This is a genomic window from Anoxybacillus sp. MB8 (assembly GCF_011006755.1).
Lineage (GTDB): Bacteria > Bacillota > Bacilli > Bacillales > Anoxybacillaceae > Anoxybacillus > Anoxybacillus gonensis.
On sequence record NZ_RXXX01000013.1, the window covers coordinates 1 to 26,983 of the forward strand.

At 39.5% G+C, this 26,983-nt stretch carries 23 protein-coding genes; 3 read left to right on the top strand and 20 right to left on the bottom strand.

Annotation, left to right across the window (positions count from 1 at the left end; translation table 11 throughout):
• Positions 1-563 precede the first annotated feature (563 nt).
• From EKC99_RS06480 to EKC99_RS06560, 17 genes are all read right to left on the bottom strand, one after another.
• Positions 564-803 carry a transposase gene (locus tag EKC99_RS06480; protein WP_163151103.1) on the bottom strand — a complete coding sequence of 80 codons (240 nt, stop codon included), beginning with the start codon at positions 801-803 and terminating at the stop codon, positions 564-566.
• Positions 804-1,034: 231 nt separating this feature from the next.
• Positions 1,035-1,184: a hypothetical protein gene (locus EKC99_RS06485; RefSeq protein ID WP_163151105.1), complete on the bottom strand. Its 150-nt coding sequence runs from the start codon at positions 1,182-1,184 to the stop codon at positions 1,035-1,037.
• 87 nt (positions 1,185-1,271) lie between these two features.
• A complete protein-coding gene (locus tag EKC99_RS06490) occupies positions 1,272-1,928 on the bottom strand; it encodes an ABC-2 transporter permease (RefSeq protein WP_163151107.1) in 657 nt (218 codons plus the stop codon).
• Between the two features lie 53 nt (positions 1,929-1,981).
• Positions 1,982-2,845: an ABC transporter ATP-binding protein gene (locus EKC99_RS06495; RefSeq protein ID WP_163151109.1), complete on the bottom strand. Its 864-nt coding sequence runs from the start codon at positions 2,843-2,845 to the stop codon at positions 1,982-1,984.
• Positions 2,846-2,910: 65 nt separating this feature from the next.
• The gene (locus EKC99_RS15895) at positions 2,911-3,324 is read right to left on the bottom strand and encodes an ATP-binding cassette domain-containing protein (protein WP_163151174.1); all 414 of its coding nucleotides are present in this window, start codon (positions 3,322-3,324) and stop codon (positions 2,911-2,913) included.
• Between the two features lie 109 nt (positions 3,325-3,433).
• Positions 3,434-4,153, bottom strand: coding sequence for a hypothetical protein (locus EKC99_RS06505; RefSeq protein WP_163151111.1), 720 nt, complete (start codon positions 4,151-4,153; stop codon positions 3,434-3,436).
• Between the two features lie 448 nt (positions 4,154-4,601).
• Positions 4,602-6,008: a restriction endonuclease subunit S gene (locus tag EKC99_RS06510; protein ID WP_163151113.1), complete on the bottom strand. Its 1,407-nt coding sequence runs from the start codon at positions 6,006-6,008 to the stop codon at positions 4,602-4,604.
• Positions 6,005-7,486: a type I restriction-modification system subunit M gene (locus EKC99_RS06515; RefSeq protein ID WP_163151115.1), complete on the bottom strand. Its 1,482-nt coding sequence runs from the start codon at positions 7,484-7,486 to the stop codon at positions 6,005-6,007. The genes EKC99_RS06510 and EKC99_RS06515 overlap by 4 nt, the downstream gene beginning before the upstream one ends.
• Positions 7,487-10,732, bottom strand: coding sequence for a type I restriction-modification system endonuclease (hsdR, locus tag EKC99_RS06520; protein WP_163151117.1), 3,246 nt, complete (start codon positions 10,730-10,732; stop codon positions 7,487-7,489).
• A 256-nt stretch (positions 10,733-10,988) separates the two neighbouring features.
• Positions 10,989-13,484, bottom strand: coding sequence for a restriction endonuclease-like protein (locus EKC99_RS06525; protein WP_163151176.1), 2,496 nt, complete (start codon positions 13,482-13,484; stop codon positions 10,989-10,991).
• Complete coding sequence (locus EKC99_RS06530; RefSeq protein ID WP_163151119.1) at positions 13,453-15,129, bottom strand: McrB family protein; 1,677 nt, start codon at positions 15,127-15,129, stop codon at positions 13,453-13,455. The genes EKC99_RS06525 and EKC99_RS06530 overlap by 32 nt, the downstream gene beginning before the upstream one ends.
• A 231-nt stretch (positions 15,130-15,360) precedes the next feature.
• Positions 15,361-15,966: a hypothetical protein gene (locus EKC99_RS06535; protein ID WP_240468819.1), complete on the bottom strand. Its 606-nt coding sequence runs from the start codon at positions 15,964-15,966 to the stop codon at positions 15,361-15,363.
• Between the two features lie 284 nt (positions 15,967-16,250).
• The gene (gene rlmD, locus EKC99_RS06540; RefSeq protein ID WP_163151123.1) at positions 16,251-17,609 is read right to left on the bottom strand and encodes a 23S rRNA (uracil(1939)-C(5))-methyltransferase RlmD; all 1,359 of its coding nucleotides are present in this window, start codon (positions 17,607-17,609) and stop codon (positions 16,251-16,253) included.
• An 11-nt stretch (positions 17,610-17,620) separates the two neighbouring features.
• A complete protein-coding gene (locus EKC99_RS06545; protein ID WP_163151125.1) occupies positions 17,621-18,469 on the bottom strand; it encodes a DNA-3-methyladenine glycosylase family protein in 849 nt (282 codons plus the stop codon).
• A 51-nt stretch (positions 18,470-18,520) separates the two neighbouring features.
• Positions 18,521-19,351, bottom strand: coding sequence for a delta-lactam-biosynthetic de-N-acetylase (pdaA, locus tag EKC99_RS06550; RefSeq protein ID WP_163151127.1), 831 nt, complete (start codon positions 19,349-19,351; stop codon positions 18,521-18,523).
• Between the two features lie 36 nt (positions 19,352-19,387).
• Positions 19,388-20,911 carry a fumarate hydratase gene (locus EKC99_RS06555; RefSeq protein ID WP_163151178.1) on the bottom strand — a complete coding sequence of 508 codons (1,524 nt, stop codon included), beginning with the start codon at positions 20,909-20,911 and terminating at the stop codon, positions 19,388-19,390.
• A gap of 92 nt (positions 20,912-21,003) precedes the next feature.
• A complete protein-coding gene (locus tag EKC99_RS06560) occupies positions 21,004-21,198 on the bottom strand; it encodes an SE1561 family protein (RefSeq protein ID WP_026011859.1) in 195 nt (64 codons plus the stop codon).
• A 113-nt stretch (positions 21,199-21,311) separates the two neighbouring features.
• Here EKC99_RS06560 and yfkAB point away from each other — a divergent pair, with 113 nt between their 5' ends.
• Complete coding sequence (yfkAB, locus tag EKC99_RS06565) at positions 21,312-22,436, top strand: radical SAM/CxCxxxxC motif protein YfkAB (RefSeq protein WP_163151129.1); 1,125 nt, start codon at positions 21,312-21,314, stop codon at positions 22,434-22,436.
• Between the two features lie 40 nt (positions 22,437-22,476).
• Here the strand turns inward: yfkAB and EKC99_RS06570 are convergent, their stop codons facing one another.
• Both EKC99_RS06570 and cax read right to left on the bottom strand, forming a co-directional pair.
• A complete protein-coding gene (locus EKC99_RS06570; RefSeq protein ID WP_009360831.1) occupies positions 22,477-23,253 on the bottom strand; it encodes a YfkD famly protein in 777 nt (258 codons plus the stop codon).
• A gap of 100 nt (positions 23,254-23,353) precedes the next feature.
• Positions 23,354-24,403, bottom strand: coding sequence for a calcium/proton exchanger (gene cax, locus EKC99_RS06575; RefSeq protein WP_009360830.1), 1,050 nt, complete (start codon positions 24,401-24,403; stop codon positions 23,354-23,356).
• 139 nt (positions 24,404-24,542) lie between these two features.
• Here cax and EKC99_RS06580 point away from each other — a divergent pair, with 139 nt between their 5' ends.
• Complete coding sequence (locus EKC99_RS06580) at positions 24,543-25,715, top strand: MFS transporter (RefSeq protein WP_163151131.1); 1,173 nt, start codon at positions 24,543-24,545, stop codon at positions 25,713-25,715.
• A gap of 65 nt (positions 25,716-25,780) precedes the next feature.
• Positions 25,781-25,927, top strand: a complete 147-nt coding sequence (locus tag EKC99_RS06585) for a BH0509 family protein (protein WP_033383638.1) — start codon at positions 25,781-25,783, stop codon at positions 25,925-25,927.
• A 207-nt stretch (positions 25,928-26,134) separates the two neighbouring features.
• Here EKC99_RS06585 and EKC99_RS06590 read toward each other — a convergent pair whose 3' ends face one another.
• Positions 26,135-26,968, bottom strand: a complete 834-nt coding sequence (locus tag EKC99_RS06590; RefSeq protein ID WP_009360827.1) for a YihY/virulence factor BrkB family protein — start codon at positions 26,966-26,968, stop codon at positions 26,135-26,137.
• Between the last annotated feature and the right edge of the window lie 15 nt (positions 26,969-26,983).

A 26,983-nucleotide genomic window follows, 5' to 3' on the forward strand; every position in this document is an offset into this window, starting at 1 on the left:
AAAAGCGCTTACATATAACGATTTTATAAAACCATATATAACCAAAAAAATCGGTCGAGAAAAAAATCTCCCACAAAGTCTTGACTCAAACCGTCTGACACAATTTTTTGCATCAAATTCGGGAGTGTGGTATGCTTGTTCATAAAGAGCACCTCTTTCCTGGGATTGTTTGTGTGGTTACTTACATTCTACAGGAAAAGTGCTCTTTTTTCTATGTTTTTATGGATATTATTGGTTAATCAACACACGTGAAATAATACACCTAAATTTTTCGTTCTTCTTGACAGAATCATAACATTCCCCCTCTAATCTTTTAGATTCTGTTTTCAAGTATATTAAACCATTATTGGTTTTTAATGTAAATTCATAACCCGAGTTCGACAGTTTTGAGGCCATTTTAGGCAAATGAAAATGGCCAAAATGCTGTTATATCAAAGATTTCGCGATGCGGATCCTAGAAAAAAACACTGAATTTCATAGGCACACGACTTGTTTATTTTAGAACAGTGCCAGGCACTGTTCGCTAAGAAATTCATTTCGGTGTTGAAAAATAAATGCGTAAATTACTTCTGGTTTCTGGTGAAGATGCCTAACGCCTTTTTTAGGATCGCTAATTCCTCCTCCAACTCTTGATTGCGACGGCATAATTCAATGATTTCTTGATTTTGCGGCTTGATGTTGCCTGAACCTACAAAGCTTGTTCCATTGCTTTCTTTGTATTCTTTGACCCAGCGGTGAAGAGTGTTGTAGCCAAACCTAACTCTTTTGCCACTTGAGCAATGGACTTGTCCCCTTCCAAGCATCACTCAACCGCTTGAATCTTGTACTCTTTATCAAATGCTCTCTTTTTCATGATTGGACACCTCGAACCTATTGTAATTAAGTTTATTATAATCTCCCTGTTCTCCGTGTCCACTTTTTAGACTAACATCAAAACCTAAACTTATTTTTATAACATGAAGTCATAAATGGTTAATTAAAAAATGGACCAGAAAGAAAAAAATTCTTCTAGTCCTTTATGAATCTTATAAAACTTATTTATTATCTCTAAATCCCTGTAAAAGAAAATATATACCACAGAAAAATGGAAATATAGCCAAAAAGTTTCTATCTAAGATTTGAGCTGCTGCAACAAACATAAAAATAACTGCCATTATAAATGAGGCTTTTTTTCCACGAATCATTTATTTAACTCTCCCCTCATAAAGCAACGTTAGGTTCATGATTTATTTTATTTTTTGTTCTTCTGTCGGTTCTTTCATAATTAAATTTTAAAAATCTTTGTTTGTAAAAATATGTGCTGTTAAAACGTAAGAGACTAAAGTAACACTAATTGCAATAATAGAAAAGGAAATAATCGGTTGATCTATTATGATAGAGATCATGCCCTTAGCCTTATTAGATGATAAAATCTTTCCCACTCCACTTGTCACAAGAAAAAATACTGCAATTCCAATTGGGCTTGCAACACGAAATCCAAACTTGTAATTGAGTGGATAGAAAATAGACATTAAAAGATAGGTAAAACACAATGAAAGCAACAATACTTTCATATCAAGCAATTGATTAAAAGTCATACTGGTATCAACCACATTCATTAAAATAAATATCAAAATATGAGAAGTATATGAAAATAACCACCATACACTAATCATTATGTATTTTGCATTGATAACAGAACGTCTCGTAACGGGTAAACTAAGAATAAGCCTATTTTGATTTATTTCACTTTCTCCCGTATTAAAATTGGTATACATTGCCATAAAATAAGCAATAAATGCAATACATAAGCTGTATATTACGATCGCAATAAAATTTGAACCAGAGATATTTTTACCCACTGAAAGAAAATATGGTAATGATAATAGAGGTGAAAAATAAACAATTTTTTTTTGTGTATATAAATCTTTTAAAATTAAACGAAGCAAAGCATTTCTCCTCCTTCTTTCAACCTTTGAAATTATAAATCCAAGAGGAATTCCTATTTATTATTAGATTTCACTAAATAATACATTATTTCTTCTAAGGAAGGTTTTTTAAAGCTTAAATTATACTTTGAAATTATTTCTGTTGCCCTACTCGTTTCAAAAAATGCCTCAAATCCAAGCGATGTTTCTTTGAATGATATGGGTTGGGAGGCTTGGACTACCTCTTTAAGATTCAATGGCCCTGTTATTATTACATACTGTTTGAGTAATTCTTCCGTTTGTTTACAAAAAAGAATTTTCCCATCAAGTATGAATGTAATGAAATCAGCAATCTGTTCTAAATCGGTTGTAATATGTGTCGAGAAAAAAATCGCCTTATCTTTATCTTTAATAATATCCTTTAAGATATCCAATAATTCTTTTCGGAAAACCGGATCAAGCCCTGTAGTCGGTTCATCCATAATAATTAGTTCTGCATGATGAGAAAGAGCTATGGCTAAGGCAAACTTCATTTTTGTTCCCTTTGACAAATGTTTTACTGGCTTTGTTAAAGGAATGTTAAACTCGTTGGCATATCGGTAAAAAATATCATCATCCCACGTGTTATAGAATAACGAGATAATTTTTTTATTTTTTTCCACACTTAAATCCTCAAAAAAGACATCCTGATCATAGACAAACCCAACGCGCTGCTTTAATGCTTTCAAATTTTTATGATAATCTACACCAAACAGCTTAATATTACCACTGTCAATATGTACGAGATCCATAATACAGCGGATCGTAGTACTTTTCCCAGCACCGTTTGGGCCAATAAATCCCATAATATAGCCCTTTTTGAGAGAAAAACTAACATTTTGTAAAGCAAAGCCCTGAAACACTTTACACACATTGTCCAATTCCAAAATGTTCTCCAATTTTCGTTCCTCCCTTTATTATCAAAAGTGAAAAGGTTATAGAAATTGGTCTGGTTTATCATTTTTTAAGCCATTCCTCTCATTGCCTCATGTTCAATAACACATTCCGTTTTTTCTAAAGAAGGTTTATTATGTTGTAACTGTATTATTTTATTTATAAATTGTGGCCCTTCCTCCTCATGTGAAATTATTATTAAAATATTACAAAGATCACTTTCTTTGAGTATTTCCAAAATAAGTTTTTTAGTGTCAGCATCCAAATTAGATGTTGCTTCATCTAGAATAATTAAATCTCTTTTTTTAATAATAGCTCGTAGAAAGGCAATTATTTGCGCTTGCCCACCGGAAATCCCCGAACCATTTTGTACTATTTCTGTCTCCAGTCCTTTTTCAAGTCTATTTATATATTCAGTTAAATGATATTTATTTATTAAGTTAATTACGTCATCTTTTGTTTTATCTTTTTGTCCATATAGAATATTTTCTTAGCGAACAGTGCCAGGCACTGTTCGCTATGCTAATAGCTTTGTAGCTCATACATTCCCCTCCGTTATAACTGTGTTCAAGATTACGATTACTAAACTGACTTTATTTAGAATTTAGACTTGTATAATCTGCCCGAAAGTATACTTTAAATTCTTTAACTTTAAAGTTGTATTCTTTCAATAACTTAATCAGTAAATTACGAATGGCGTTGCTACTCATGTTCGTTTCCACATATATTTTGTTTGCTACGTTCTCCGGTTTACGAAGAAGACGTGAATCAACAGAGAAATATTTATTTTTCTTTCCATTCATATAATCGACATTTTCAAAGTTCAAAAACTTTTCTTCATCAATAGCAATTAAAAACTCGCACGCTTTTACAAGCATTTCTTTCCATGTTCTCACTTTTACAATTTGATGTTCATTGATTTTAAACCCATACGGTCGGATATGAGTCAAGTTCTCATATAGCGTATGCTCTACATCAGAATCAACTTCATACTGCGAATAGTTGCGAACAGGATTTTTAGTCGTATCATCTTCTTCATTTTCCACAGGCACCATAAAATCAACATTGTCTACTTCGAGCTCATTAATGATATCCTCTAACTTTATCTCGAATTGATGGAATTTCTCCGCCATATTCATGTATGCCCTGCTTTTATCAAAATTTCGATCAATATATGCTTTTGACATTTGGTGATTAATTGCGTTCATCACATCATTAATGATCTCTTTTACAAGAACGAGACTCTCAGCTAAATTAATTGCCTCTTCAGGAAATTCTTGTTTTAACACAGCGGTTAACTCTTCAAACTTCATAATCTCTCTCCCCTCTATATTTCTTTCTCTATGTTCTGGTTAATCTCAATCTACTGATAGATTGTGAGATATTGTAGATGTTGTAAATATTCATTTTTCATATTGAAATTAACCGATACTTTTTCTATACATGAAAAAACTTATTTTTATCCTAAATTATTTTTACAAAAAATTTTGTCGAATTATGTCATAAAAACAACAAAAAAAATAGAAACCTTACATCTTCTGTCGTAAATGAAATGACTAATGACTTAGTGGCATAAAATGGTTCATATATCTTTCTTCGATCTGATGAATTCTGATATATACTTCTTCGTTTTCAAAGCGCTCAGCAAAACTTGCTTCAATATCCGAATCATAAACGACACGATCAAACGGTAACTTTTCAGCCAAGGAGATAAAAAAGAGCTCACCCCGTACTCATCGAGTGAGCTCTTACATAAATCGTTTATTTAGACTTTAGCACTTCTTTTAATAACTCAATGGCATGTTCATCGGTTGGATCGTTCGTGCCAAGTTCGCCGCGGAAAGCTTTGTTGAGAATAGATTGCTTTAATAACTCAAGTTTTTGTTCAACTTCTAAAACCATTTCTTTTTCAGTTTCTAACTTACTTAATAGATAATTTACTTTCTCAGCAATACGTTGTTGTTCATTAATAGGGGGGAGTGGAATAGCAAGCCCTCCTATGATTTGGGCATTTGCTCCCGGCTGTGCAATTCCTTTTTTCACAACAGTGATTTGTTTCCAGTACATTGGACTTTTTAGATAATTCCACAAATATCGCGGATTCAAGTTATCATTAGTAGTTAATCTAATCAAATAGGAAGCAAAAACCGAACATGGCGCATCGTCTATTAAAAAACTTTTTCCGGTTGTTGCTCCTGTTCTTGCAATGACAATATCGCCTTTATTCAATTTATATTTTTCTAGCTGATCTGCTTCTATTCTGCAATGAGGGACTGTTTCCCAGTCAACACTGTCATTTTGTATATCTGTTATACGCAGATATTTCGGACCTTCCTCTAAAGTTGATGATGATGCCGTGTATCCGTATTGTAGATTTTTTAGACACGATTTTAACTTTACCCACACCCAATTCTTAGGCACCTTATACGGTTGCTCTTCTTCAAGGATAATGTCTTTTTCTTTTATCTCATCAGAAGTTTCAAGCATACTCTTCTCATTAGGATCATTTGTACCTAATTGTCCCTTAAACGCCTTATCCAAAATCGCTGCCCGTCGAAGTTCAAATGACTCTTTCACTTCCTCAATCAACCGCTTCGCTTCATCAATTTTAGCAAAAAGCCGCTCGACCTTCTCAGCAATGCGTTTTTGTTCATTGTAAGGAGGTAATGGTAATTTAATGTTAGACAAATCATTTTTATTAAATCCTGCTTGGGCTGAACGAGAGATCATTTTCAAAGGTCCTTGAAAATGTTCTGTTTGTAGTAACCAATATAAGTATTTTCTATAAATATGTTCTTTTGGATAAACTACTTTAGCTAATGCAACATTGTATGCACCGCTTAGTCCTGTTAAAATCCTGCCAATTGAAGCTCCATACCTTGCTATTAAGATGTCTTCTTCTTCAATCAATCTTAACTTACTTGTGTATGGAATATATGTCAAATAATCATCTGACGCAAAATCTCTGATCTGAACTAGTCTTATATAACCTTCTTTTGGTTCATTTATAAATTGACTTTTAGGAGGTTGTGTTCCGCCCTGAATATCTAATATTGAAGTGAAGTAAAAATATGTCCAATTCTCCGGCACTTTGTAAGGCTGTTCTTCTTCCGGCACTAATGCTTCTTCTAGCAGTTCTTCAATCGATTTCTGTTTCTTTTTGCTCATTTTTTAAGCACCTCAGATGTTTCTGCCACTTTTAGCATTTCTTTAGAAGTCGTTTGGTAGCTGTTAGGTTGTTCGACTGCTTTTAATTCGGTGATAACTTCGTTTAATAAGGAGATGGCTAGTTCTAGTTTTTCAACCGCTTCTTCGGCTGAATCAATTGGGTCTGGCAAGTTTTCGTATATAGACAGTGATTCGTCCGCAATTAAACCAATATCCAAACTGTCACCTTTTTTCGCAATTTCTTCACGGGTAAATACATTCCAACGCTCATCTTTGACTTGATGGCGGTCTTCTGCTGTATAGGCTTTAATGAATCCTTCAAAATGTTCTTTAGTTAGCGGGTTCCGCTTACCAAAGGAAGGCATGTTTGTTCGTAAATCATATACCCATACTTCTTTTGTATTGCCGATATCCGTTGTTCCGCGAGTGAAGAATAAGACGTTCGTTTTTACCCCTTGGGCATAGAAAATCCCTGTCGGTAAACGTAAAATCGTATGCAAATTACACTTATCCATTAAGTCACGGCGAATGTCGGCACCGACTCCGCCTTCAAACAAGACGTTATCTGGAAGCACAACCGCTGCGCGGGCTTTCCCGTTTGGTTTTAACGCTCGATAAATATGCTGTAAGAAATTCAACTGTTTGTTCGATGTTGTAAAAGTGAAGTCTGTCCGCGTTGCCCGCTCGCCGCCTTTTTTCGTTCCAAACGGCGGATTCGTTAAAATCACGTCATAATTTTTTAAACTTTCTCCCAGCGATGAGAGAGTATCACCTAATAAGATTTCTCCATGAATATCATGAAGCAGCGCATTCATCGTTGCTAAGCGATGCGTATCTTTTACAAGCTCTACTCCTGAGAAAGCTTTATACTTTTGAAACTCGATTTCTTCTTGTGACAAATCAAAATAATCATCCGTTTGCTCACGAACATGACGGTCCGCCGCAATCATAAAACCGAATGTTCCAGCAGCCGGGTCGTGGCAGCGCTCGCCCGGTTGTGGATTCACAAGTTCTACAATGACATCAATAAGGACGCGAGGCGTAAAATATTGCCCCGCTCCCGATTTCACTTCACTCGCGTTCTTTTCTAACAGTCCTTCGTACAAATCGCCTAAGCCTTCTTGCTTTGCGTTATACCAATCTAATTCATTAATCGATTGAATAATTTTTTCTAGGTTCTTTGGTTCTCTAATATTCGATGTCGCGTCCGTATAAATTTGTTTTAATAATTCATTTTCCTCTTTTCCTAAATCAATCAACAACTGTTGGTAATGCTCTTTTAATTCAATCCCGTCTTTTGTCACTAACGAATCCCAGCGATATTTCTCTGGAATTATATACTCTTGACCTGTTTCTTTCATCATTTTTAAAAACAGCAGATAAGTTAATTCTGTAACGTATTGATGATAAGTAATTCCATCATCACGAAGAACATTACATAAGTTCCAAAGTTTTTGTACAATCTCTCTGTTGTTCATCTATGCTTGCTCCTTCTTTTGGTGATAGTTGTACAAGTTATTATTAATTTCGCGAACAATTTGTGCTAATTGTCCATCAAAAATTTGATTTAACTGCTTAAAGCCTCCACGGCTTTTAAATGGTTCATATTCAAAAGCCTTTTCCGGATCTGGATGAAGAACGGATTCTTGCAATAATTGTTTTTCAATTCGCTCTAACCATTTCTTTTGCACAGGCGGCCATGCTTTCATTTGATAGATTTTTTTCATGGCGTTTTTAATTCGTTCTTCATGACTAATGAGCGGATCGCCTAATGCTTGCTGGCGAATGAAGGCAATGATGTCCGCTGCGATGTCTTCATTTTTCGCCTCACGCCACGCCGCTTGTAATTTCTTCTCGGAAAAACCTCTCTGGTCCAGTTCAAGCATTAGTTTTTTCAGCTCTTCTCTCGTTAATTCGGTTGGACGTTGACAAACAATCATTAAAGCAGGGATTTTGTTCATATTGTTGCGAATAAATTCCCCGAATGATTGTAAATAATCATCCGGTTTTTCCGCATTTCCATATCCGCGTTTGACTCCGATGAGCTCATCATCATGATTAGAAATGTATTGTTTATTTTCCTGATAGCGATTTTCATCGATATAGCGGAACATCGACTTGTACTCTTTTAATTGTACAGGTAACTCACTTGGTTGCAAGCCTTTTAACCAATCAATAAACTCATCGACCGTTTTGCCCCCAGATAACACTTTAAAATCTTGATGTTGCTTATCAGACCATTTGCGCTTTTTCCGTTGGATTTTGGCAATAATTTGTTCTTGTTGATATTGAAGATGTTCCTCTTTCTCTAAACCTTCCAGCTCTTCAGCTAGTTGAGTGAGCGAGATATTTGGACGAGTAACAACCGGCTTCATGCTCGTATATGGTTTCAGCGCCTCATAAATCCCAACGGCATCGAAAATATTAAAGTGATCTTTTTTGATTTCTTCACATTTTCTCGTTGCACGTCCTAACATTTGTTCATAAAGAATCCGCGAGCGAACACGTCGCAAGAAGACGAGATTTGTAATCGCCGGAACGTCTACGCCCGTTGTCAGTAAATCGACAGTGACAACAATCGTTGGATATTTCTCGTTTTTAAAGCGGCGAATCGCACCAGATGGGTCCTTAATGGAACCGGTAATTTTCATAATCGCATTGTCTTCAATTTCACCGTACACTTTTTCAAATTCTTCTTTTAAAAGACGCACAACTAAATCCGCATGGTCATCTGTCGCTGCAAATATCAACGTTTTTCCTTCATCATCCGGCGAAATATACTTTGTCAACTCACGTATAATAACACGGTTAAAGCTTTCGGTGATGACTTTTGTATTAAATTGATCAACCTCAATATTCACTTCATCTTCAAGATACTCTTGGGAAATCGTTCCTGTCACCGTATCATACACATCGACCTTTTCACCTTTAGTCCAAGTGATTCCTTCTTTTTTCAATACCGTTTCAAACTGATACGGCGGTTCATGGTCGACTAAATAGCCATCTACGACTGCTTCACGATAAGAGTATGTGAAAACTGGCGGTCCAAAAATTTCGGTTGTATGCAGCGCAGGAGTTGCTGTTAAACCGATGCGAACCGCATCAAAGTAGTCAAGTACTTTGCGATATTTGCTTACATAGTCATTGTGGTCTCTTATTTCAATTTCTATGTCGCTCATCTCTTTATCTAGTGTATAGCCTCGATGAGCTTCATCGACAATAATGCAATCATATTGATCAACCGATGGTATATCCTCTGGTTTCTCGTTATAGAAAATACGTTTTAACATTCCTTGCACGGTTGCAATATGCACTTTTGTCTCCGGATCCGGCTTTTGGTCGTAAAGAGATTGTAATCCATAAATTTCGGTGAACGTATGGAAATTTTCCAACTTGCTTTCTTTAAAAGCGGCTTCAGCTTGCTCTCCCAACGCTTTTCGGTCGACAAGGAATAAAATACGATTAAAGCGCTTTGCTTTGAGCAATCGGTAAATGAGACCAATCGCCATTCTCGTTTTCCCTGTTCCCGTTGCCATTGCGATTAAAATGCTGCGCTTTTTCTCTTCCAATGCTTTTTCAACGGCTTGAATGGCTTTCACTTGGTAAGGTCTTAATTTCAGATAATCAAATTTTTCATCACGTAAAAATTGTTCCGAACGTTCAATATCCTGTTCTAATAGCTTTTTCAGCCCACGCGGAGTATACCATCCCTGAAGCGGACGCGGGTGATTCGTTGATTTACGAGCATCTAAAAACCAAATACCTGACTTTTGTTCTAACTGTTTTAAATAAGGACGTCCATTGGTTGCAAATAAAAACGGAACAAAGTAGTCTCCCCACGGCTCATGGATCACTTCGTTGCCATGTCGAACGACTAATTTTGCATATTCTTTTGCTTGTTCAATGTCGGATGGAATATCTTTGCTGGCACGTTTCGCCTCAATGATTCCCACCAGTTCAAGGCCAATAAATAGCGCGTAATCGGCGTAACCGCGTTTTAACGGCCATTCCGCGATTGCCATGTTTCGACCTTTTTCCGGACGAATTCCTTTGGAGAACCGTAACTTTTCAGAGTCAGCCTCCCAGCCAGCATCTCGCAATTGCTGATCAATAAGAATACGGGTTTCTGCCTCCGTCAATTCAAAATTAGCGACTGCACGTCGAGAATATTCACGTCGTTTTTGCTTCTCTTCACTGCTAATATATAGCTGTTCTTTGCGTATCTTCTCAAGCTCTGTTTCCAATTGAGCAAGTTTTTCTTCATATGATTTAACAACATTATTCAACTCATCGGCTGAAATAGATGTTTGCGGTGCCGGTTCGATATACTCTGGGGCTTGGAATGACCAATCTCCGTACACTTCCATAAACCAAACCGCAATTCGGAACGCCATATGTAATAAAGCTTTTGCTTCATTTACTTCTCCATAACTCGGATTATGTACCGCTTCATTTCCTTTCAATCGAATGATCGTAAACAAGTCATATATTTCTTTCGGGATAATTTGATCGTAAAAAAGAACTCTCAGACGTTCTTGTTGATCCGTTCCGCGTTCTTCTCTAATTTCTTCTAAAGCTAAAATATATTTTGTAATTGTTTCTGCAAACTTTCTTAATTCACTAATCGTCACGTTTGGATTTTGATACACATTTCGTTCTGCCGTTTCCCCAACACGAGCAAGAACTTCCCATTTTTCTTCTAAAAAGCGAAAGTTATGTGACATATCCACACCTCACTTATCTTTCACATCGTTCATTGAGCGTCCTGAAATTATTGTAAAACGAAATGCGTTATCTCATAAAAAATTGTACACAATCATTCTAGCATAAAATTTACAATATTCCTCATTATGTATGAAATCCATTTGACCAATACGGGAATACGGCGCTATTTTTTCATCGTTGCCATCAGGTAACAAAAAAGTCTCTTACTTTTCATAATGATCACTTTTCAACATTTTTCTCGATTTCCGAAATGTTTTACCCCATCATCCTCAAAATTTCCTTAAACACTACCGACGGCTGTTTCAGCAAATAATCAATCTGCAACTTCTTACTTTCATTCCCTTTCACAATCACTAGCTGTCGGTCAGCTAGCTTAATGACAATATCTTTGATTCGATACGCTTCAATTCTCGATGCTTTATCAAGATAGCGATCATCGAGGTCAAAGCGGATGCGGTTGGATAGTCTGCGCAACATACGCCACAAAGTGACTTCTTCTTTCGATTTCATGAATAGCTCTGGCAGTTCTTTTGCTTCTTTTAAGGTATTTAACGTTGTCATCGTGTAGACCGATATTCCATAACCAACCGGTTTTATAATGTCCTTTAGCGGTTTCCAGCTTTCGACGATAAATTTGACGTATGGTTCTGTGCTAGGTTTCGGCAATTCTTTGATTTCGGAGCGCTGAACAAATTGGACATCGACAATTTTCCCATAGCAAGTAACCCCATTTACTGGGGCCGCTCCTTTTTTTGGATACAGCGCAATGTATTTCGCTTCTTGCCAACCTTTTTTTAATCGCTTCACAGGAATGTGATAAAAGCGGTGCTGGAGATGGGCGCGGTAGTTTTGCTCTCGCGGCACCATTCCGACAATCACTTTCTCATCTAAAGAAGACCACCATTCTTCGATTGTTCCTCTTGGAAGAATCCCTTCCTTCTGCAGTTCCTCTGGGCTTTTTTCGATGAGCCGCTCGATGAGTTGTTCGACTAAACGTGTCGCATTCGGCAAAAACGGCAGTCCGCCAATATTGACCTCATTAATGCTTTTGTATAGCTTATGTTCTTCGTAGCTATCCTCATCATACCAAGGGAATAACACATAAGCGCCAAATGCCGCTCTTTCGTACGGACCATTGTGGCGGACAACGAGGGAATCACGATAGCGATGCATCGTGTTAATATCTTCTTCCATTGGCCCTGGAAGTTGATAATTTCGATGATAGCTGCTTCCTTCAACCGCAAAATCAATGCGATATTTGGCGTCGAAAATATAATTGTACGTGTAGTCTTTTCCCTTCTTTTCAATCGCCAACATCGTATCGGGAATTTGCGGAATCGTCGGCAGTTTCCCTTCGTACTTTTGATAGGTGAGCGTAATTTTCTCGCCCGTATGCGGGTGCTCATATACTCTTGTCGCGGAGCGGTTTTTTTCTAAATTGACAAATAAACCTGTGCGATTGACTCGGATGATGTCCTGACTAATGAGCTTATACTTTTTTCCTAACAGTTGTCCTAATTTCAAAAACGTCCAGTACTCATATAGCGTCGCAACATCTTTAACAGACATTTGATACAGCTTCCCTTGTAGCGCAAGGCCTCGTGTAACAATTAAATAAATTTGAAAGGCATCGCGGTAACCAGGTGCCATTTGTAAAACAAGACTCGTCACAGAACGATCGAGCTTTCCAATTGGTTGCCAAAATCGATTTTTCGTTTTCTTTTCTAATTCTTTTTTCATGTTCGCAATCTTTGCAAGCAAATCAGTGTCTGGTTCGACTTCATATCGTTTGTTTTTTGACTCTACTTTTGCAAATAAATCAGTTAATTTATGAAGCAACCGCATCATCATCCATTTGACAAAACGGTTTTCTAACGTATCGTAAGTCAGTTCTTTTTTCATTTTTAATCCCGATATCGGCATCACGGAACGTCCATGAAGCATCAAGCCATTTGCGACTTCACAAAATAATTGCGGTCGTTTCCGCAAATATTGTCTCCCTTTTTGATCAAGCCGGCCGAGCTGATCACCTCTCGCTTTTACATGGGTAGTGACGAGTTGATGATGCGGCTGCCGTTCAATTTGGTTGATCGCTTGCAGAAAATCGTGAAAATGCGCTTCCATCAGGCGGAAAAATTCACTGCGTGACGGCGTGCCGTCGAGCTTCGCTTTCGCCCGCTGATACGTTTTCTTGATAAAGTGGAAGGCAAGATTGTAAATTTCATCACTTACTTCTTGTAATAGTTTTTGATAATCTTCTTTATAATTTAATTTCGTCGGAAAAATTTCGAGAGTCACTTCTAAGATCGTCTTGCTTCCATTTCTTATTTCAAAGGTGGAAAAGCCAACTTCATTTTGAAACTGCAGATTTCCCATTAGTATATAGTCATTGCCGATTTTTACTTTATCGATCGCTCTTCTTAATAACGGATGTTCATGATAAAATGTGAAATCGCCATCCATTTTCGGGGAAACGATTACTTGATAAATGCCGTTTTCAAAAAAGATCGGGCGATGTGTCGACCATTCGACTAACTTTTGTTGATCAATATCAAATACTTTCACTTCTTGGATGCCTTCCCCTTCTACCGAAAACTCCATCCATTCATGAAAGTCCAGTTGACGGTATTGCTGTAACCCTTGATACTGTTCATGATACGGCTTTCCTTTTATAACAAGGGTTAAACATTCGGTTTCAATATGGACGAGCTCAACATCCTCACGAACCAATCCAGAAGGAGGTAAAGCCATCATCCCCCAACCTCCTTAACATGTCTAACACTTTGTTTGCACTTTTCGGATATTTCGCATATGTAAAATCCAGCAGGCCATCGTATTCCCCGTTTAATTCAATGTTCGTGCAAAACGTAAATAATTGTTCTAACGCGTGCTGCACTCTTGTGTCGCTTCCAGAGATTCTTGGTAAGATTTTCTGCAGCAGGCAATGGTCAAAGGCATTCTCATATGTCATCAACTGTCCTTCTTCGTTATAGGCAAGATAAAAACATATTTCGTCGCGGACCCGATAGCCAACATGTGCTCCTAACGGTTGTAAATATTCATTGATTTGGACTAATTCAGTTGTTGCTTTTTCAACAATGTGAGGATATTGATGATAAACGTCTTTTAAATGTAAATATTTAGCAGTAAACACCTCTTGTTTTAACTGAATAGGCTCTGCTTCCTTTAATTCTTTTAAAAAATCTAGATGATTAAGTTGAACGCGGTTAAATTCGATCGTATTAGCCCTGTCTAACACTTTTTTGCTGAAAGGGTGGGTTGTTTCATCCATATTCACCGTTCCGATGATATACACATTTGGTGGCAGGGAGATGTCTTGACCAGCTATTTCTTTTGAAAGAAGATTGGATGATACGATTTTTCCATCTTCCCAACGCCGACTTTCCATCACACTTAATATATCGCTAAAATAATGCTCGACACGGGCTAAATTCATTTCATCAAGCAAAACAAAATAAGGATCCTCTTTATTTTGTTCCGCTTCTAGCACCACTTTCGTGAGCGGTCCTGGCTTAAATTCTCCTTTGATGTCGACATATCCAAGTAAATCAGAGCCATCGTTCCAATCAGGGCGAACAGGGATTAACGTAAATCTTCCATTTTTTTCTGTCGCTCCTACACTTTCCGCAAGCCATTGAATGACCTTTGTTTTCCCCGTTCCTGAAATGCCTGATAAAATGACAAACGGTTTTGTTTTCAATGATAAAAATAAATTGATTATTTCTCCTTTTGTATAGTAAAAACCTTTACCGGAGATATAGGAATAGATATGATTCGTAATCGCTTCATACGAATAAGATGTTTCTATTTGCTTCATATCAACTTTAATCTCCACATATCTTTCATAGTATTGAATCATTTGTTGTAAGTCTTGTTGTAGTTGTTCTTCTGATGGCATTTGTTCAAACGAGTATGGGATATAAGCAGCGACAGACAGCTTATAGTCTTTTGCTTTTTTGCTTTCGCCAAGGTCAATCTCGTCGTCTTTTTTGACGTTTTCGCTCATTGGAATGATTTGACGAATTTCTTCTTTAATTTGGAGCATTTCATCTTTTGGGGTTTCCGTGACTCCTTGGGCAAAGGTTAGATAAACTCTTTTCATATCTTCACTGAACAAATAAACAATATAATATCCTCTTTGCGTAGACGTTGTGACCGTTTTGTCCATCACAGCAATCCATGGAATCGCGGCCCAATTCCCTTTACCAACAGATCCTTCCACAAGATAGCGTTCTCGATTGACAAAATGAAATTGCCGAATAATCGTAGGAATTTCGTGAGTGACTAAATGGGCGATTGGGTGTTTCGAAATGCTATCTCTTTTTGCTTGTAAATAGTGCTCCATTACTTGCAAAAGTTGATTGCGTAAAGCCATTTTTTCAAACTCCCTTAAATGACGTCAAATATGTAGAAAAATTGAAATATTTGTACTCTATTTTACAAAAACATCAAAAAAGCCGTCCATCGTTTTCTACTGCAATACTAAGTTTTTTTGTACATAAGAAAATAGAGTTATATTAGCCCCCCTTCTGTTTTAAATGCGATAACAAGTTATAGCCCAGGAGAACAGTGACAGGCACTGTTTGCCAATAAAGCAAATTTTTCTTTATCTTAAATGTTCAAGAATTTGCAGCACCCTTAAAAATGGATTCCCTAAGTCATTTGTATTTTTCGCTGCGAATTTTCTCATTTCTTCAATACAGTGAGTATAATCTTTATTAATCACTAATTGAAGCGTCTCGATCTTTCCCAACTCTGTAGTGATATATCCCTCTGGCACATAAGGTGACCAAAACATGTAAATACGATTAGGAAAGTCTTTTAATAATAATTCGGCGTATTCTTTTTGCACTTCGTGTTTTTGCTTTATCTTTTCAACGGTCGTTTGATTATTGCCATAAAGCAACCCACGTATGTGTGTCGTCACTTCACATAAATACGCTGTTTTTGTTTTAAAATCTAATCCGACAACATCGAGTTCACTCAATCCTTTCAGCCCGCCGCCTGGCATACGAACGTTATAATCGACAAAGTCACATTGTTTGATGACTTTTAAATACCCACCTACTATGTATTCGCCTATGTCTGTTTTCATCGTCTTTGGCGAGGAGACCCCGACTTCTAAGCGAGAGCGAAAGTCAGGGAGGAATCGCCCTTCCTCCTTTCTTTTGTATATGATAGAATAAGAATGTGGAGAAAACCGTTGAATCAAGGCACTCCAATCCCCGTTACTCGATGTAGGGAGTTGGTTGCAGGAAACGTTGCAACCGTAAAACATCGAGCGTACATCCGTCTGTTGTGCGTGGAAGTCAAGTACTGCCTACAGACATGCCGAGCCACTCGGTAGCGATATAGGCATGACCTATGTCGTTGGGCAGTCGTCAACCTGCCCCTGATGTAACCCCAAGTCAAGGAAGGAGGACGAAGTCCATTCGCACTTCTGGGGAGTTGCAAGCCCCCGCTTCAAGCGTTAGCTAAGTGGGGGTAGTTGACTCATTACTTCCTCACCAACTTTGCGACACTCTCGACATGCGCCGTATGTGGAAAAAGATCGAACGGTTGAATGTATTCGATGTGATAGTGCTTTGCAAGGGTGTCGATGTCGCGTGCGAGGCTGGATGGGTTACAAGAAACGTACACGACTGTTTTCGGTTTCACTTGTAATATCGTTTTTAATAAAGCGTTGTCGCAGCCTGTTCGTGGAGGGTCGACAACGATGACGTCTGGCTTCCACCCTTCTTTCACCCATTTTGGCAACAATACTTCCGCTTTTCCAACCGCATAAGTGACGTTGGTGAAGCCGTGACGTTCGGCATTTTGGCGCGCATCGTCAATCGCTTCTGGAATGGTGTCCATGCCGCGCACTTCTTTCGCCTCACGCGCAAGCCAAAGCCCGATCGTTCCGACGCCGCAGTACGCATCGACGACGCGTTCGTTTTTCGTTAGTGCTGCTGCTTTTTTTACTTCGTCGTATAGCTTGATCGTTTGAATCGGATTAAGCTGGAAAAAGGCGCGAGCCGATAGCTCAAAAGATAAGTCGCCGAGCACTTCTTGAATGTACGGTTCACCTGCGAGAACGATCGTTTCATCGCCAAAAATAAGCGACGTTTTTTGCCCGTTAATGTTTTGCGCGATCGATTTTACTTCCGGCAAACGGCGTTTCACTTCCGCTACAAACAGCTCTTTACGCGGCAGTTCTTTCGTCGCTGTCACAATGACTAATTGTACATCACCTGTAAAAAATCCGACCCGGGCGACAATCGTGCGCACAACACCTGTTTTCTTTCGTTCGTGATAAACCGGAATGCGCAAATCTTGTAAAATCGCTTTCACGACCGTTGTGACGCGATTAGTCGCGTCATGTTGAATCAAGCAGCGGTCAATGTCAACAAGCTCGTGCGAGTTCATGCTGTAAAGTCCAGCGATGACGCGTCCCTTTTTTACTCCGACTTGAAATTGGCTTTTATTGCGATAATGCCACGGGTCTTCCATTCCGATCGTCGGACGAATATGAAGTGCTTCTATATTTAATCGGCTATGGCGTTCCAGTGCTTGAATGACGATATCACGTTTTGCCTCTAATTGCGCGTGATAGTCAAGGTGTTGCAGTTGACATCCACCGCACCGTTCATATACTGGACAAGGCGGCTTAACACGATGAGGGGACCGTTTTCGTATGCGCACCATTTTTCCTTCTGTATATGTTGGGTACACATTCGTCGCTTGAACGACGACTTCTTCTCCTGGAAGCGCTCCTGGAACGAACACCACTTGTTTTTTAAAATAGCCGACCCCTTCTCCGTTAATGCCTAATCGTTTAATCGTTAATGGAAATTGCTGTCCTTGTTGTAGCATCGTTCTCTCTCCTATTCTATACTTCTCCACAAATACAAAGCGGCATAGCTTGCATATGGTTCCCACATTCGTTGAAATGCGTCCATTTCTTTCATCGTCGGGCGATGATCGAGCTGAAATGTTCGTTCAATCGCCCGTTGCAAACCGACGTCTCCTTTCGGGAATACATTTGGACGCCCCAGACCAAACATTAAAAAATTTTGCACCGTCCACGGACCGATGCCACGGATCGAAAGGAGCTGTTTCGCCACTTCCTCGTCAGAAAGCGAATGCATCTCTTCTAAGCGCAACTTTCCTTCTACGATAAGCCGTGAAATATCAATAATATATTGCGCTTTTCGCTCACTTAACGACAAAGCCCGCAATTCATCATATGAAGCATTGGCGACGCGCTCAGGCCGCGGATAAATGTATACATCCCCGAGACGCTCACCAAATGTATGGACAAAACGTTCCGTTAGCCGATGAGCCACTTTCATATGAATTTGTTGGTGAATAATGCATTTCATTAAACAAAAATATAAATCAAATTCTAATACGAGCGGTGTTCCTTCATGAGCGATAAATACGTCGCGCAAATTTGTTTGTATAAAATGATGGTGAATGAAAGCAAGCGGCCTGTCCCAATGAAAAATGCGCGAAAGACGCGCGATCACTTCTTCTTTATGCTGTTCTTCGTCACACGACACGACAAACGCAGGTTTCTCTTTTGTTCCAACGCTTTTCACGCACGCAAGAAGCGGCTTTTCGTTCACATACAGCGGAACGGTGATTTCGTTATGATGAATACGTATAAGCGGATCGTTTGCCAGCCGTTCGCATACTCGCGTAAAATCGTACGGAGGCTGAACATGAATCATTACCATCTCTCCCCTTTCCCATTGTATCAAAACAAATCCCTTTGCACATCGTCAAAGGGAGAAAATCCAAGTAGGAACATTGATTTTTTGCAACATGAAATCGTCTAAGCTTTTAAAAACATATCCTTCTTTTCGCAAATCGTCAATAATTTTAGCAAGCGCATCGGCATTGTCTTTGGATACTGTATGCAGCAATATAATGGCACCCGGATGAATTTGTTTCATGACGTGATTGTAAGCGTATGTCCATCCTTTTTGATCGTGAACGTGCCAATCGACGAACGCTAACGACCAAAAGACATGATAATAGCCAAGTTCGCGCGCAATACGCATCGTGCGCTCATCAAAGATGCCGCGTGGAGGACGCATGTAGCGCATATGCTTCTGACCCGTCAACAGTTCTGTTTTCTTTCTGACCATCTCTAGCTCCTCACGTAACTTCTCATCGCTAACGGTCGTTAAATCAGGATGATGCCATGAATGGTTGCCGACAATATGCCCTTCGTTCACCATCCGTTTCACTAGATCCGGAGCAGATTGTAAATAATGGCCGGTCACAAAAAACGTAGCGGGAACTTTTTTTTGTTTGAGCACATCTAAAATTTGTCCGGTATAGCCATTTTCGTACCCGTTATCGAACGTTAAATAAATATATTTTTTTGTTGGATTACCTAAATAAAACGCATCGTATTTGGCGAGTAGTTCATCTAACTGTTTTCCTGCAGAAGGAGGGAGATGATTTTCGCTTCGCTTAAATCCCCATGACATCGCCTCTCCTTGACTGAGCGGCCAACATAAAAAGAAGAGAAAGAAGATGATCGTTTTTTTCACTGCCTGCACCTCCATATTCATTTCAATGATAGGTTGTGCAAAAAGAAGCATAAAAAATCCGCCTAGCTTAGGCTAGACGGATTTCCATTAAAATACACGTTCTTTAAATTGAGCTAATTTTTCGAGCGACGATTTTTCGATATCTTCATGCAAGCTATTTCCATGTGAATCCATCGTGACGACAGCTGTAAAATCTTTCACACGCAAATGCCACATCGCTTCTGGAATTCCAAATTCTAAAAAGTCGACGCCTTCTACTGATTGAATACATTCCGCATAATATTGCGCTGCACCACCAATGGCATTTAAATACACGCCACCATGTTCTTTTAACGCGGCGAGCGTTTTCGCCCCCATTCCACCTTTTCCGATGACGGCACGAATGCCAAATTTTTTCATAATTTCTCCTTGATACGGCTCTTCACGAATGCTTGTCGTCGGACCAGCTGCTTTGACGTGCCATTTGCCGTTTTCATCTTTTAACATAACCGGTCCACAGTGATAAATGATTTGACCGTTTAAATCGACCGGAGCATCGTGATCCATTAAATGTTTATGAATCGCATCGCGGCCTGTATAAATCATGCCGTTAATGCGAACGACATCGCCTACTTTTAGCGAGCGAATTTGTTCTTCAGTAATTGGCGCTTCAAGCACAACTTCACGCGCTTCGCTTGTCATTTCGGTTTCTTCTTGTTTGAAATCGGCATCTTCGCCTTCTTGATACAACCATTCTTGAATGTCGCCTGTGCGTGGATCAATGATGACACCTAAACGGCGAAACGCCCAGCAATTGTATGCGACAGAAACGAAAAAGCTAGCTGGGATGCGGTGCATGACGCCAATTTTACAGCCAAGAAGCGTCGTCTCCCCGCCAAATCCCATCGTGCCGATGCCGAGTTTATTGGCAGCTTCCATAATGTATTCTTCTAGTTTGCGCAAATCTTCGTTCGGATTGACATCGTCAACAGGACGAAATAGTTGTTCTTTTGCTAAGTCGTACCCCGCAGAACGATCGCCGCCGATCCCAACGCCAATAAATCCTGCGCTACAGCCTTGCCCTTGCGCTTGGTATACCGCATGTAAAATACATTTACGAATGCCATCTAAATCGCGGCCTGCGCGACCAAGTCCTTCTAACTCGCACGGCAAGCTATATTGAATGTTTTTATTTTCACAGCCGCCACCTTTTAAAATTAAGCGAACGTCAATGTAATCTTTTTCCCATTGTTCAAATTTCACGACAGGCAACCCGATCCCTAAATTGTCGCCGCTATTTTCACCTGTTAATGAATCGACCGAGTTTGGACGCAGTTTCCCGTCTTTCGTTGCTTGAGCGATCGCTCGGCGAATCGCCTCTTTCATTTCCATTTGATTGACCCCAACCGGCACTTTAATTTTAAATGTCGGCAAACCTGTATCTTGGCAAATCGGCGATACGTTTTCATCGGCCATTTGAATGTTTTGCACGATCGTAGCAAGCGACATCGCTGCTCTCGTCCCTGCGTTTTCACGCAGTTTTGCTTTCGCAATGGCACGTCGTACATCTTTTGGCAACTTTGTTGACGTTTCAACAATTAGCTTGTACATACTTTCTTGAAACTTTTCCATCACCATGTCCCTTCCCCTTTGTTCAATATGTAACAATTTTTCGAATTCTCCACTTGTATTATACCTCTTTTATGAACATGAAAAAAAGTCGCTTAGCGACTTTTTTCCCAATCTTTTTTAAACCGCTCGTATTTCATTTCTAAATCATCAATCATTTGAATAAGGCGGTCAATGTCTTCTAATTCAGCCGTTTCTGGATCGAGCGCTTCGAGCACTTCAAGAAACATATTTAAGCGCGTTTTTAAATATGTTAGTTGTAGATTTTGATCTGATACTGCGTTGCCCAACATCGTCACCTCGCTTTTTCTTTATCGTACACGATCGAAACATCATTGACAATCATTCCATTTCGTTTGCATAATTATCGTTAGTCCTATTTTAAAATAAAAGGAGCTTGGTTATGGAAACATTGTTGCGTCAAGCGATTACTCCGACATTTGATCCTTGGGAAGCATATATGGATGTTGAACAGTACGGAAGCATGCAGTTGACGAATATCGAATTTACAACAACAACCCTTTGCAATATGCGTTGCGAACATTGTGCCGTCGGTTATACGTTACGAACGAAAGATCCTGAGGCGCTACCACTCGATCTTCTTCTTCGTCGTCTTGATGAAATTCCACATTTGCGTTCGTTAAGCATTACAGGCGGTGAGCCGATGCTTTCGATGAAATCCGTCGAACAATACGTCGTGCCGCTGCTAAAATATGCACACGAACGCGGAGTGCGCACACAAATAAACTCTAACTTAACGCTCGATTTAGAACGGTACGAAAAAATTATTCCTTACTTAGACGTTTTACATATTTCGCATAACTGGGGCACGATTGATGATTTTATTGAAGGCGGATTTGCGATGATGGATAAAAAGCCAACTGTCGCACAACGCGAGCGCTACTTTATACGCATGATTGAAAATGCGCGTGCCATTTCAAACAGGGGGGTCATCGTTTCAGCTGAAACGATGTTAAATAAACGGACGCGTCCACATATAGAAACGATTCATCGCCAAATTGTGAACGAAATGGGCTGTCAACGTCATGAAGTACATCCAATGTATCCAAGCGACTTCGCTAGCAGTTTAGAAACATTAACGTTAGATGAACTGCGTGAGACGATTCATCATTTACTTGATATACGGGACGAGAACGTATGGATGTTGTTTGGTACGTTACCTTTTTATCCATGCAGCGACAACGAAGAAGATTTAGCGCTATTAAAACGTTTATACGAGAGTAAAAATGTAACGGTACGAAACGACCCTGATGGACGTTCACGTTTAAATGTAAACATTTTTACAGGCGACATTATTGTCACTGATTTTGGTGATGAACCGACACTTGGCAACATTCAAACCGACTCGCTTCTTTCTGCTTATGACAAATGGATGGCATCTGACTTAGCCAAATCGTTGAACTGCCATTGTCCTGCGGTAAAATGTTTAGGGCCAAATGTACTTGTAAAAAACCGTTATTATCCGAATGTCGATTTTACAACAAGAAAAGCAAAAATCGAACGGTAAGATGAAAAAGCTTGTCGGGGCGCTCGACAAGCTTTTTTCATCATCTCGGAACGTCGCTCGCGACAAATGCGAATGATAGGCGGTCTTGTACAGGAATCCAAGCGCCAATTCCTTGCGACGTCACGTTTTTGACGACAATGCTCTTTTTCTTTCCTTTTAAGACGATATATACTTCACCGTACGTCACTTTTCCCTTTTCGTTCACCGCAGGAGCGTAGGCGTATAAATATCCTAATTTTTTCGGCGGGACGTTATATGCTTGTTCTTTTTTCGTCCCGATGCCGATCCACGTACTAAACGAGAGCGGCAAGTTTGTCTTTTTCATTGCTGTGAGTAGCATCATTTTTTTTACGTCTTCTTCATTTGGGATGCTCGCGGTTAGTCCCCCGCGTACTTGTTTTTGCATCTCTTGTCGATATGTGAGTCGCGCTGCGGTTTTCCCACCGCGATTGTCGATGAAGTTTGTATTCACTTTTTGATACTCCCAATTCGTCGATGTTTCCGTCGATTCATAATTTAACGGCCATTGTCCTAAATAAATCGTTGCTTCATAACCGATCGCAAACGGCGTGCTTGAAATCGACGATTCGTTTAAAAGACGAATTAATTCCGGATTTTCAATTTTCACATTCGCCGACTGAAGCAGTTGTTTCGCTAACTCACTCGGTTGCAAATACGGCAAATTTTGCGTCGGATTCGGATACGTATTTTCTTTTGAAATGTCAATAACCGATGGCGGGAGCTTGACAGTTGCTTCGCTAACCGTTGGAATACAGAAGAAAATGAATATGATGCTTAAAGCAAACCATCTTTTCATGCGGAAACTCCTTTCTTTTTACATCGTTCATCGTTATTTTTTTCAAAAGTCAACAATTTATCCTCTTGATCAAAAAAATCCGCCAGCGATAACTGACGGATTACAATAAATAAAATCCAATTCCCATAATCATATACGCCCCGAGCAGTGTCGCCCCCTCGAACCAGTTCGTATCTCCATCGTTGGAAAGAACGATTGTTAATAAGACAGCTGTCACCATCGCCACAAGCTCTGGAAGCGTAAAAACGAGCGCCATGTGCGTCGGAAATAAGAGGGAAACGAGCACTAATACAGGTGCAACAAACATCGCAATTTGCAGCGTTGAGCCGATCGCAATTTCAACAGCAACATTCATTTTATTTTTATATGCCATAATGATGGCGGAAGCATGCTCTGCAGCGTTTCCGACAATGGCAACAATAATGACCCCGATGAATAGTTCACTCCATCCAAATGAATGAGCGACGACTTCAAACGTATGAACTAAACTTTCGGATACGTAAGCAACTGCGACGGTGGCAAGGGCTAAAATGAGCATCGCTTTTCCTTTTGACCATTCTGGCTCCTCATGTTCTTCCACATCTTCTTTATGTTGATATACACCGCGATGAGTAACAAGTTTAAAATATAACGCAGCTAAATAAAGGGCGATCATAATCATCGAAATACCGATACTTAATGATAACGTTTTTTGTTCATTCATCGTCATCGAAAATACTTCTGGAATGACAAAAGCAACTAAAATAGCAAATGTTAGTAAACCTGAATTATGACGCGCATCATATACGTTAAATGATTGCCGTTTATATTTCAAACCACCAACAAAAAACGATAAACCTGCTACAAGCAATAAGTTGCCAAGCACGGAACCCGTTAACGACGCCAACACAACACTTACTAAGCCAGCTTTCAACGCAAAAATGGATATAATCAATTCGACGGCATTGCCAAATGTCGCATTCAAAAGTCCACCGATGCGAGGACCAGCCACAATTGCCAAACTTTCTGTCGCTCGTCCCATATAGCTAGCGAGCGCAATAATTGTGACACAATAAACGACAAACATCGGGGTTGCAGGCCAATGAAGTAAGCTTCCTGCAACAGAAAGTGGAACACCGATGACCGTTAACAAAAAAAAGATGCGTTCCATCAAATCGTCTCCTTTTCATTTATGGGATATCAACCATATTTTACACAAATCTACTCCCATTTTCATCCGTCTTTTTCGTTGCTTCTTCTCGTGAAACGCTTTAATATCGAACATAGTGAATATATTACAGGAGGGAATTATGCGACAACGTCATTTTTTTATTTTAGTTAGCATCGTCATGATTTCAGGTCTCTCTCAAGGACTATTGTTGCCGCTTATTTCTATCATTTTTGAACAAAATGGTGTTCATTCATCGCTTAGCGGCATACATGCGACAGCGATGTACATCGGCGTTCTTGTCGTGTCACCTTTTTTAGAACGTCCGCTTCGTCGCTACGGCTTTAAACGTTTAATTATGACCGGTGGAGCGATCGTAATCGTTTCTTTGACGATTTTTCCGATCTCATCTTCGTTATTGTTTTGGTTTATGCTTCGGCTATTTATCGGAATTGGCGATCACATCCTTCATTTCGGTTCGCAAACGTGGATTACATACGCTTCTCCTACTCAGCGGCGCGGTCGCAACATTTCGCTATATGGTTTATCGTTTGGCGTTGGCTTTATGATCGGACCGCTTCTCGTTCCGCTCGTTCACATACATGAAGCGTTGCCGTTTATCGTTTCATCTTTGCTCAGCTTATGTGGCTGGATATTATTATTTTTCTTGCCACATACATATCCAGAAACGGAAGAAACAGAAAAGGTTGGAGCGACACGCTTTTTTCACGCTTGGAAGCAAGCTTGGCCAGCTTTGTTGTTGCCATTCGGCTACGGCTTTTTAGAGGCTTCACTTCATAGCATGTTTCCTATTTATGCGCTAAGAAACGCATTGAGCGTTGAGACAGTTGCGATGATGCTTCCTGCGTTTGCTCTTGGCGGCATCGCTTTTCAACTTCCGCTCGGAACGTTAAGCGATCGCTTTTCACGAAAAACGATGATTATGATTGCATTAGCCGTAGGTGCCTTTTGTTTTGCTATAGCGACATGGTTTTCTTCTCCTGTGCAACTAACAACGACGCTTTTCGTTGCCGGTATGTTTGTCGGTTCACTTTTTTCACTCGGCATGGCGTATATGGCGGACTTGTTGCCAACGTCGCTTCTTCCTGTCGGCAACATTTTATGCGGTATGCTATATAGTATTGGGAGCATATGCGGTCCTGCAATCGGTGGCGTTGTATTACAACAGCAAGAGGGATTATTTTTCTTCTCCATGAGCTCTCTTTTGCTTCTTTTACTATTCGCCCAGCGCCCGTTCACAAAATTTTCAAAATATTTTTCTAAAAAACAAGAAAAAAACGTTGACGCTTTTTAACCCTCTGTTATATAATACAATTAAACAAAATAAACTGTTTTAAAACAGAGGGGAGAGCGATCATGATGAGTAGAGAAGAAAGAAAAAATATGATTGAGTTTATTACAAAATTGCGTGGATTTAATCAAGAGCAACTTGTTTACATGACGGATGCAGAAATCGAACATATTTACAACCAAACATATTATCATCACGAAGAAATTGCAGAATAAGAGGGATGTGCAACACATCCCTCTTCTCTTTAATGGTATCCGTTTTGTCCGTTTGCGCTACTGCTCGTTTTATGTTTCGGGCGGCTTTTTCCTTTTTGTTTTGTTCCGCCATCCTTTTTCGTTTTTTTCGTCACGTAATAGTCCCCCTTCATAACGACGTTCATTTGTAATATGGTTTCAGCGAGGCTTTTTTATAAGAGGGAATAACTACCGTATGCGCATGTTTCCTTCTCGTTTACAACAAAAGATAGCGTTTAACTCTCCACCTAATACAATCATCATACCGGACAAATAAAACCAAACCATTAGCGCAATAATGCCACCTAGACTACCGTACATCGCCGAATAGTTACCGAACTGATTCACATAATACGAAAAAGCAAGAGAGACAACCATCCAACCGACTGTGGCAAATAGCGAACCGCTCCATACGTCACGAAAACGAACATATTTGCTCGGCGCAAAAACGTATAGCACAGAAAAAACAAAAAATAAAATGATGAAACTAACAAACCAACGAATCGTTTCCCATATGCGTAAAAACACATCGGAAAGCCCAAAAGCTGAAAAAAGGAATGTACCGATCATTTTTCCGAATACAGGAAAAACAAGCGCCACAATAATGACGAAAATCATGGCAAATGTAAACAAAATGGAAACCCCACGTGCAACAAAAAAAGAGCGCGTTTCTTTTACATCATATGCACGATTTAAGGCGCGAATAATGGCGGACATCCCGTTCGATGCAGCCCATACGGTTGCAAGTACGCTGAACGATAACCATTTTCCGCTTTGTAATTCCATGAGCTGCTTAATGTTTGTTTCAATTAAATGTGCCGTTTCGCTCGGAGCATATTGACTTAAAAAGGCGATTACATCTTCATGCGGAATGGGCAAATACGATAAAAACGTCAGCAAAAACAGCAAAAACGGGAATAGCGAAAGCAAAAAGAAATATGCCAACTCAGCCGATAAATCGAACACTTCATCTTCATCGAACCGTTTCATGAGCTCTCGGACGACGGAAAAACTAATAATCATCTTTCACCACCTTGC

Coding starts and splice junctions, on each gene's coding strand:
- EKC99_RS06480 (WP_163151103.1), bottom strand. CDS start 803: ATGCTTGGAAGGGGACAAGTCCATTGCTCAAGTGGCAAAAGAGTTAGG.
- EKC99_RS06485 (WP_163151105.1), bottom strand. CDS start 1,184: ATGATTCGTGGAAAAAAAGCCTCATTTATAATGGCAGTTATTTTTATG.
- EKC99_RS06505 (WP_163151111.1), bottom strand. CDS start 4,153: ATGAAGTTTGAAGAGTTAACCGCTGTGTTAAAACAAGAATTTCCTGAA.
- EKC99_RS06510 (WP_163151113.1), bottom strand. CDS start 6,008: ATGAGCAAAAAGAAACAGAAATCGATTGAAGAACTGCTAGAAGAAGCA.
- EKC99_RS06515 (WP_163151115.1), bottom strand. CDS start 7,486: ATGAACAACAGAGAGATTGTACAAAAACTTTGGAACTTATGTAATGTT.
- hsdR (WP_163151117.1), bottom strand. CDS start 10,732: ATGTCACATAACTTTCGCTTTTTAGAAGAAAAATGGGAAGTTCTTGCT.
- EKC99_RS06525 (WP_163151176.1), bottom strand. CDS start 13,484: ATGGCTTTACCTCCTTCTGGATTGGTTCGTGAGGATGTTGAGCTCGTC.
- EKC99_RS06530 (WP_163151119.1), bottom strand. CDS start 15,129: ATGGCTTTACGCAATCAACTTTTGCAAGTAATGGAGCACTATTTACAA.
- rlmD (WP_163151123.1), bottom strand. CDS start 17,609: ATGCTACAACAAGGACAGCAATTTCCATTAACGATTAAACGATTAGGC.
- EKC99_RS06545 (WP_163151125.1), bottom strand. CDS start 18,469: ATGATTCATGTTCAGCCTCCGTACGATTTTACGCGAGTATGCGAACGG.
- pdaA (WP_163151127.1), bottom strand. CDS start 19,351: ATGCTTCTTTTTGCACAACCTATCATTGAAATGAATATGGAGGTGCAG.
- EKC99_RS06555 (WP_163151178.1), bottom strand. CDS start 20,911: ATGGAAAAGTTTCAAGAAAGTATGTACAAGCTAATTGTTGAAACGTCA.
- yfkAB (WP_163151129.1), top strand. CDS start 21,312: ATGGAAACATTGTTGCGTCAAGCGATTACTCCGACATTTGATCCTTGG.
- EKC99_RS06570 (WP_009360831.1), bottom strand. CDS start 23,253: ATGAAAAGATGGTTTGCTTTAAGCATCATATTCATTTTCTTCTGTATT.
- cax (WP_009360830.1), bottom strand. CDS start 24,403: ATGGAACGCATCTTTTTTTTGTTAACGGTCATCGGTGTTCCACTTTCT.
- EKC99_RS06580 (WP_163151131.1), top strand. CDS start 24,543: ATGCGACAACGTCATTTTTTTATTTTAGTTAGCATCGTCATGATTTCA.
- EKC99_RS06585 (WP_033383638.1), top strand. CDS start 25,781: ATGAGTAGAGAAGAAAGAAAAAATATGATTGAGTTTATTACAAAATTG.
- EKC99_RS06590 (WP_009360827.1), bottom strand. CDS start 26,968: ATGATTATTAGTTTTTCCGTCGTCCGAGAGCTCATGAAACGGTTCGAT.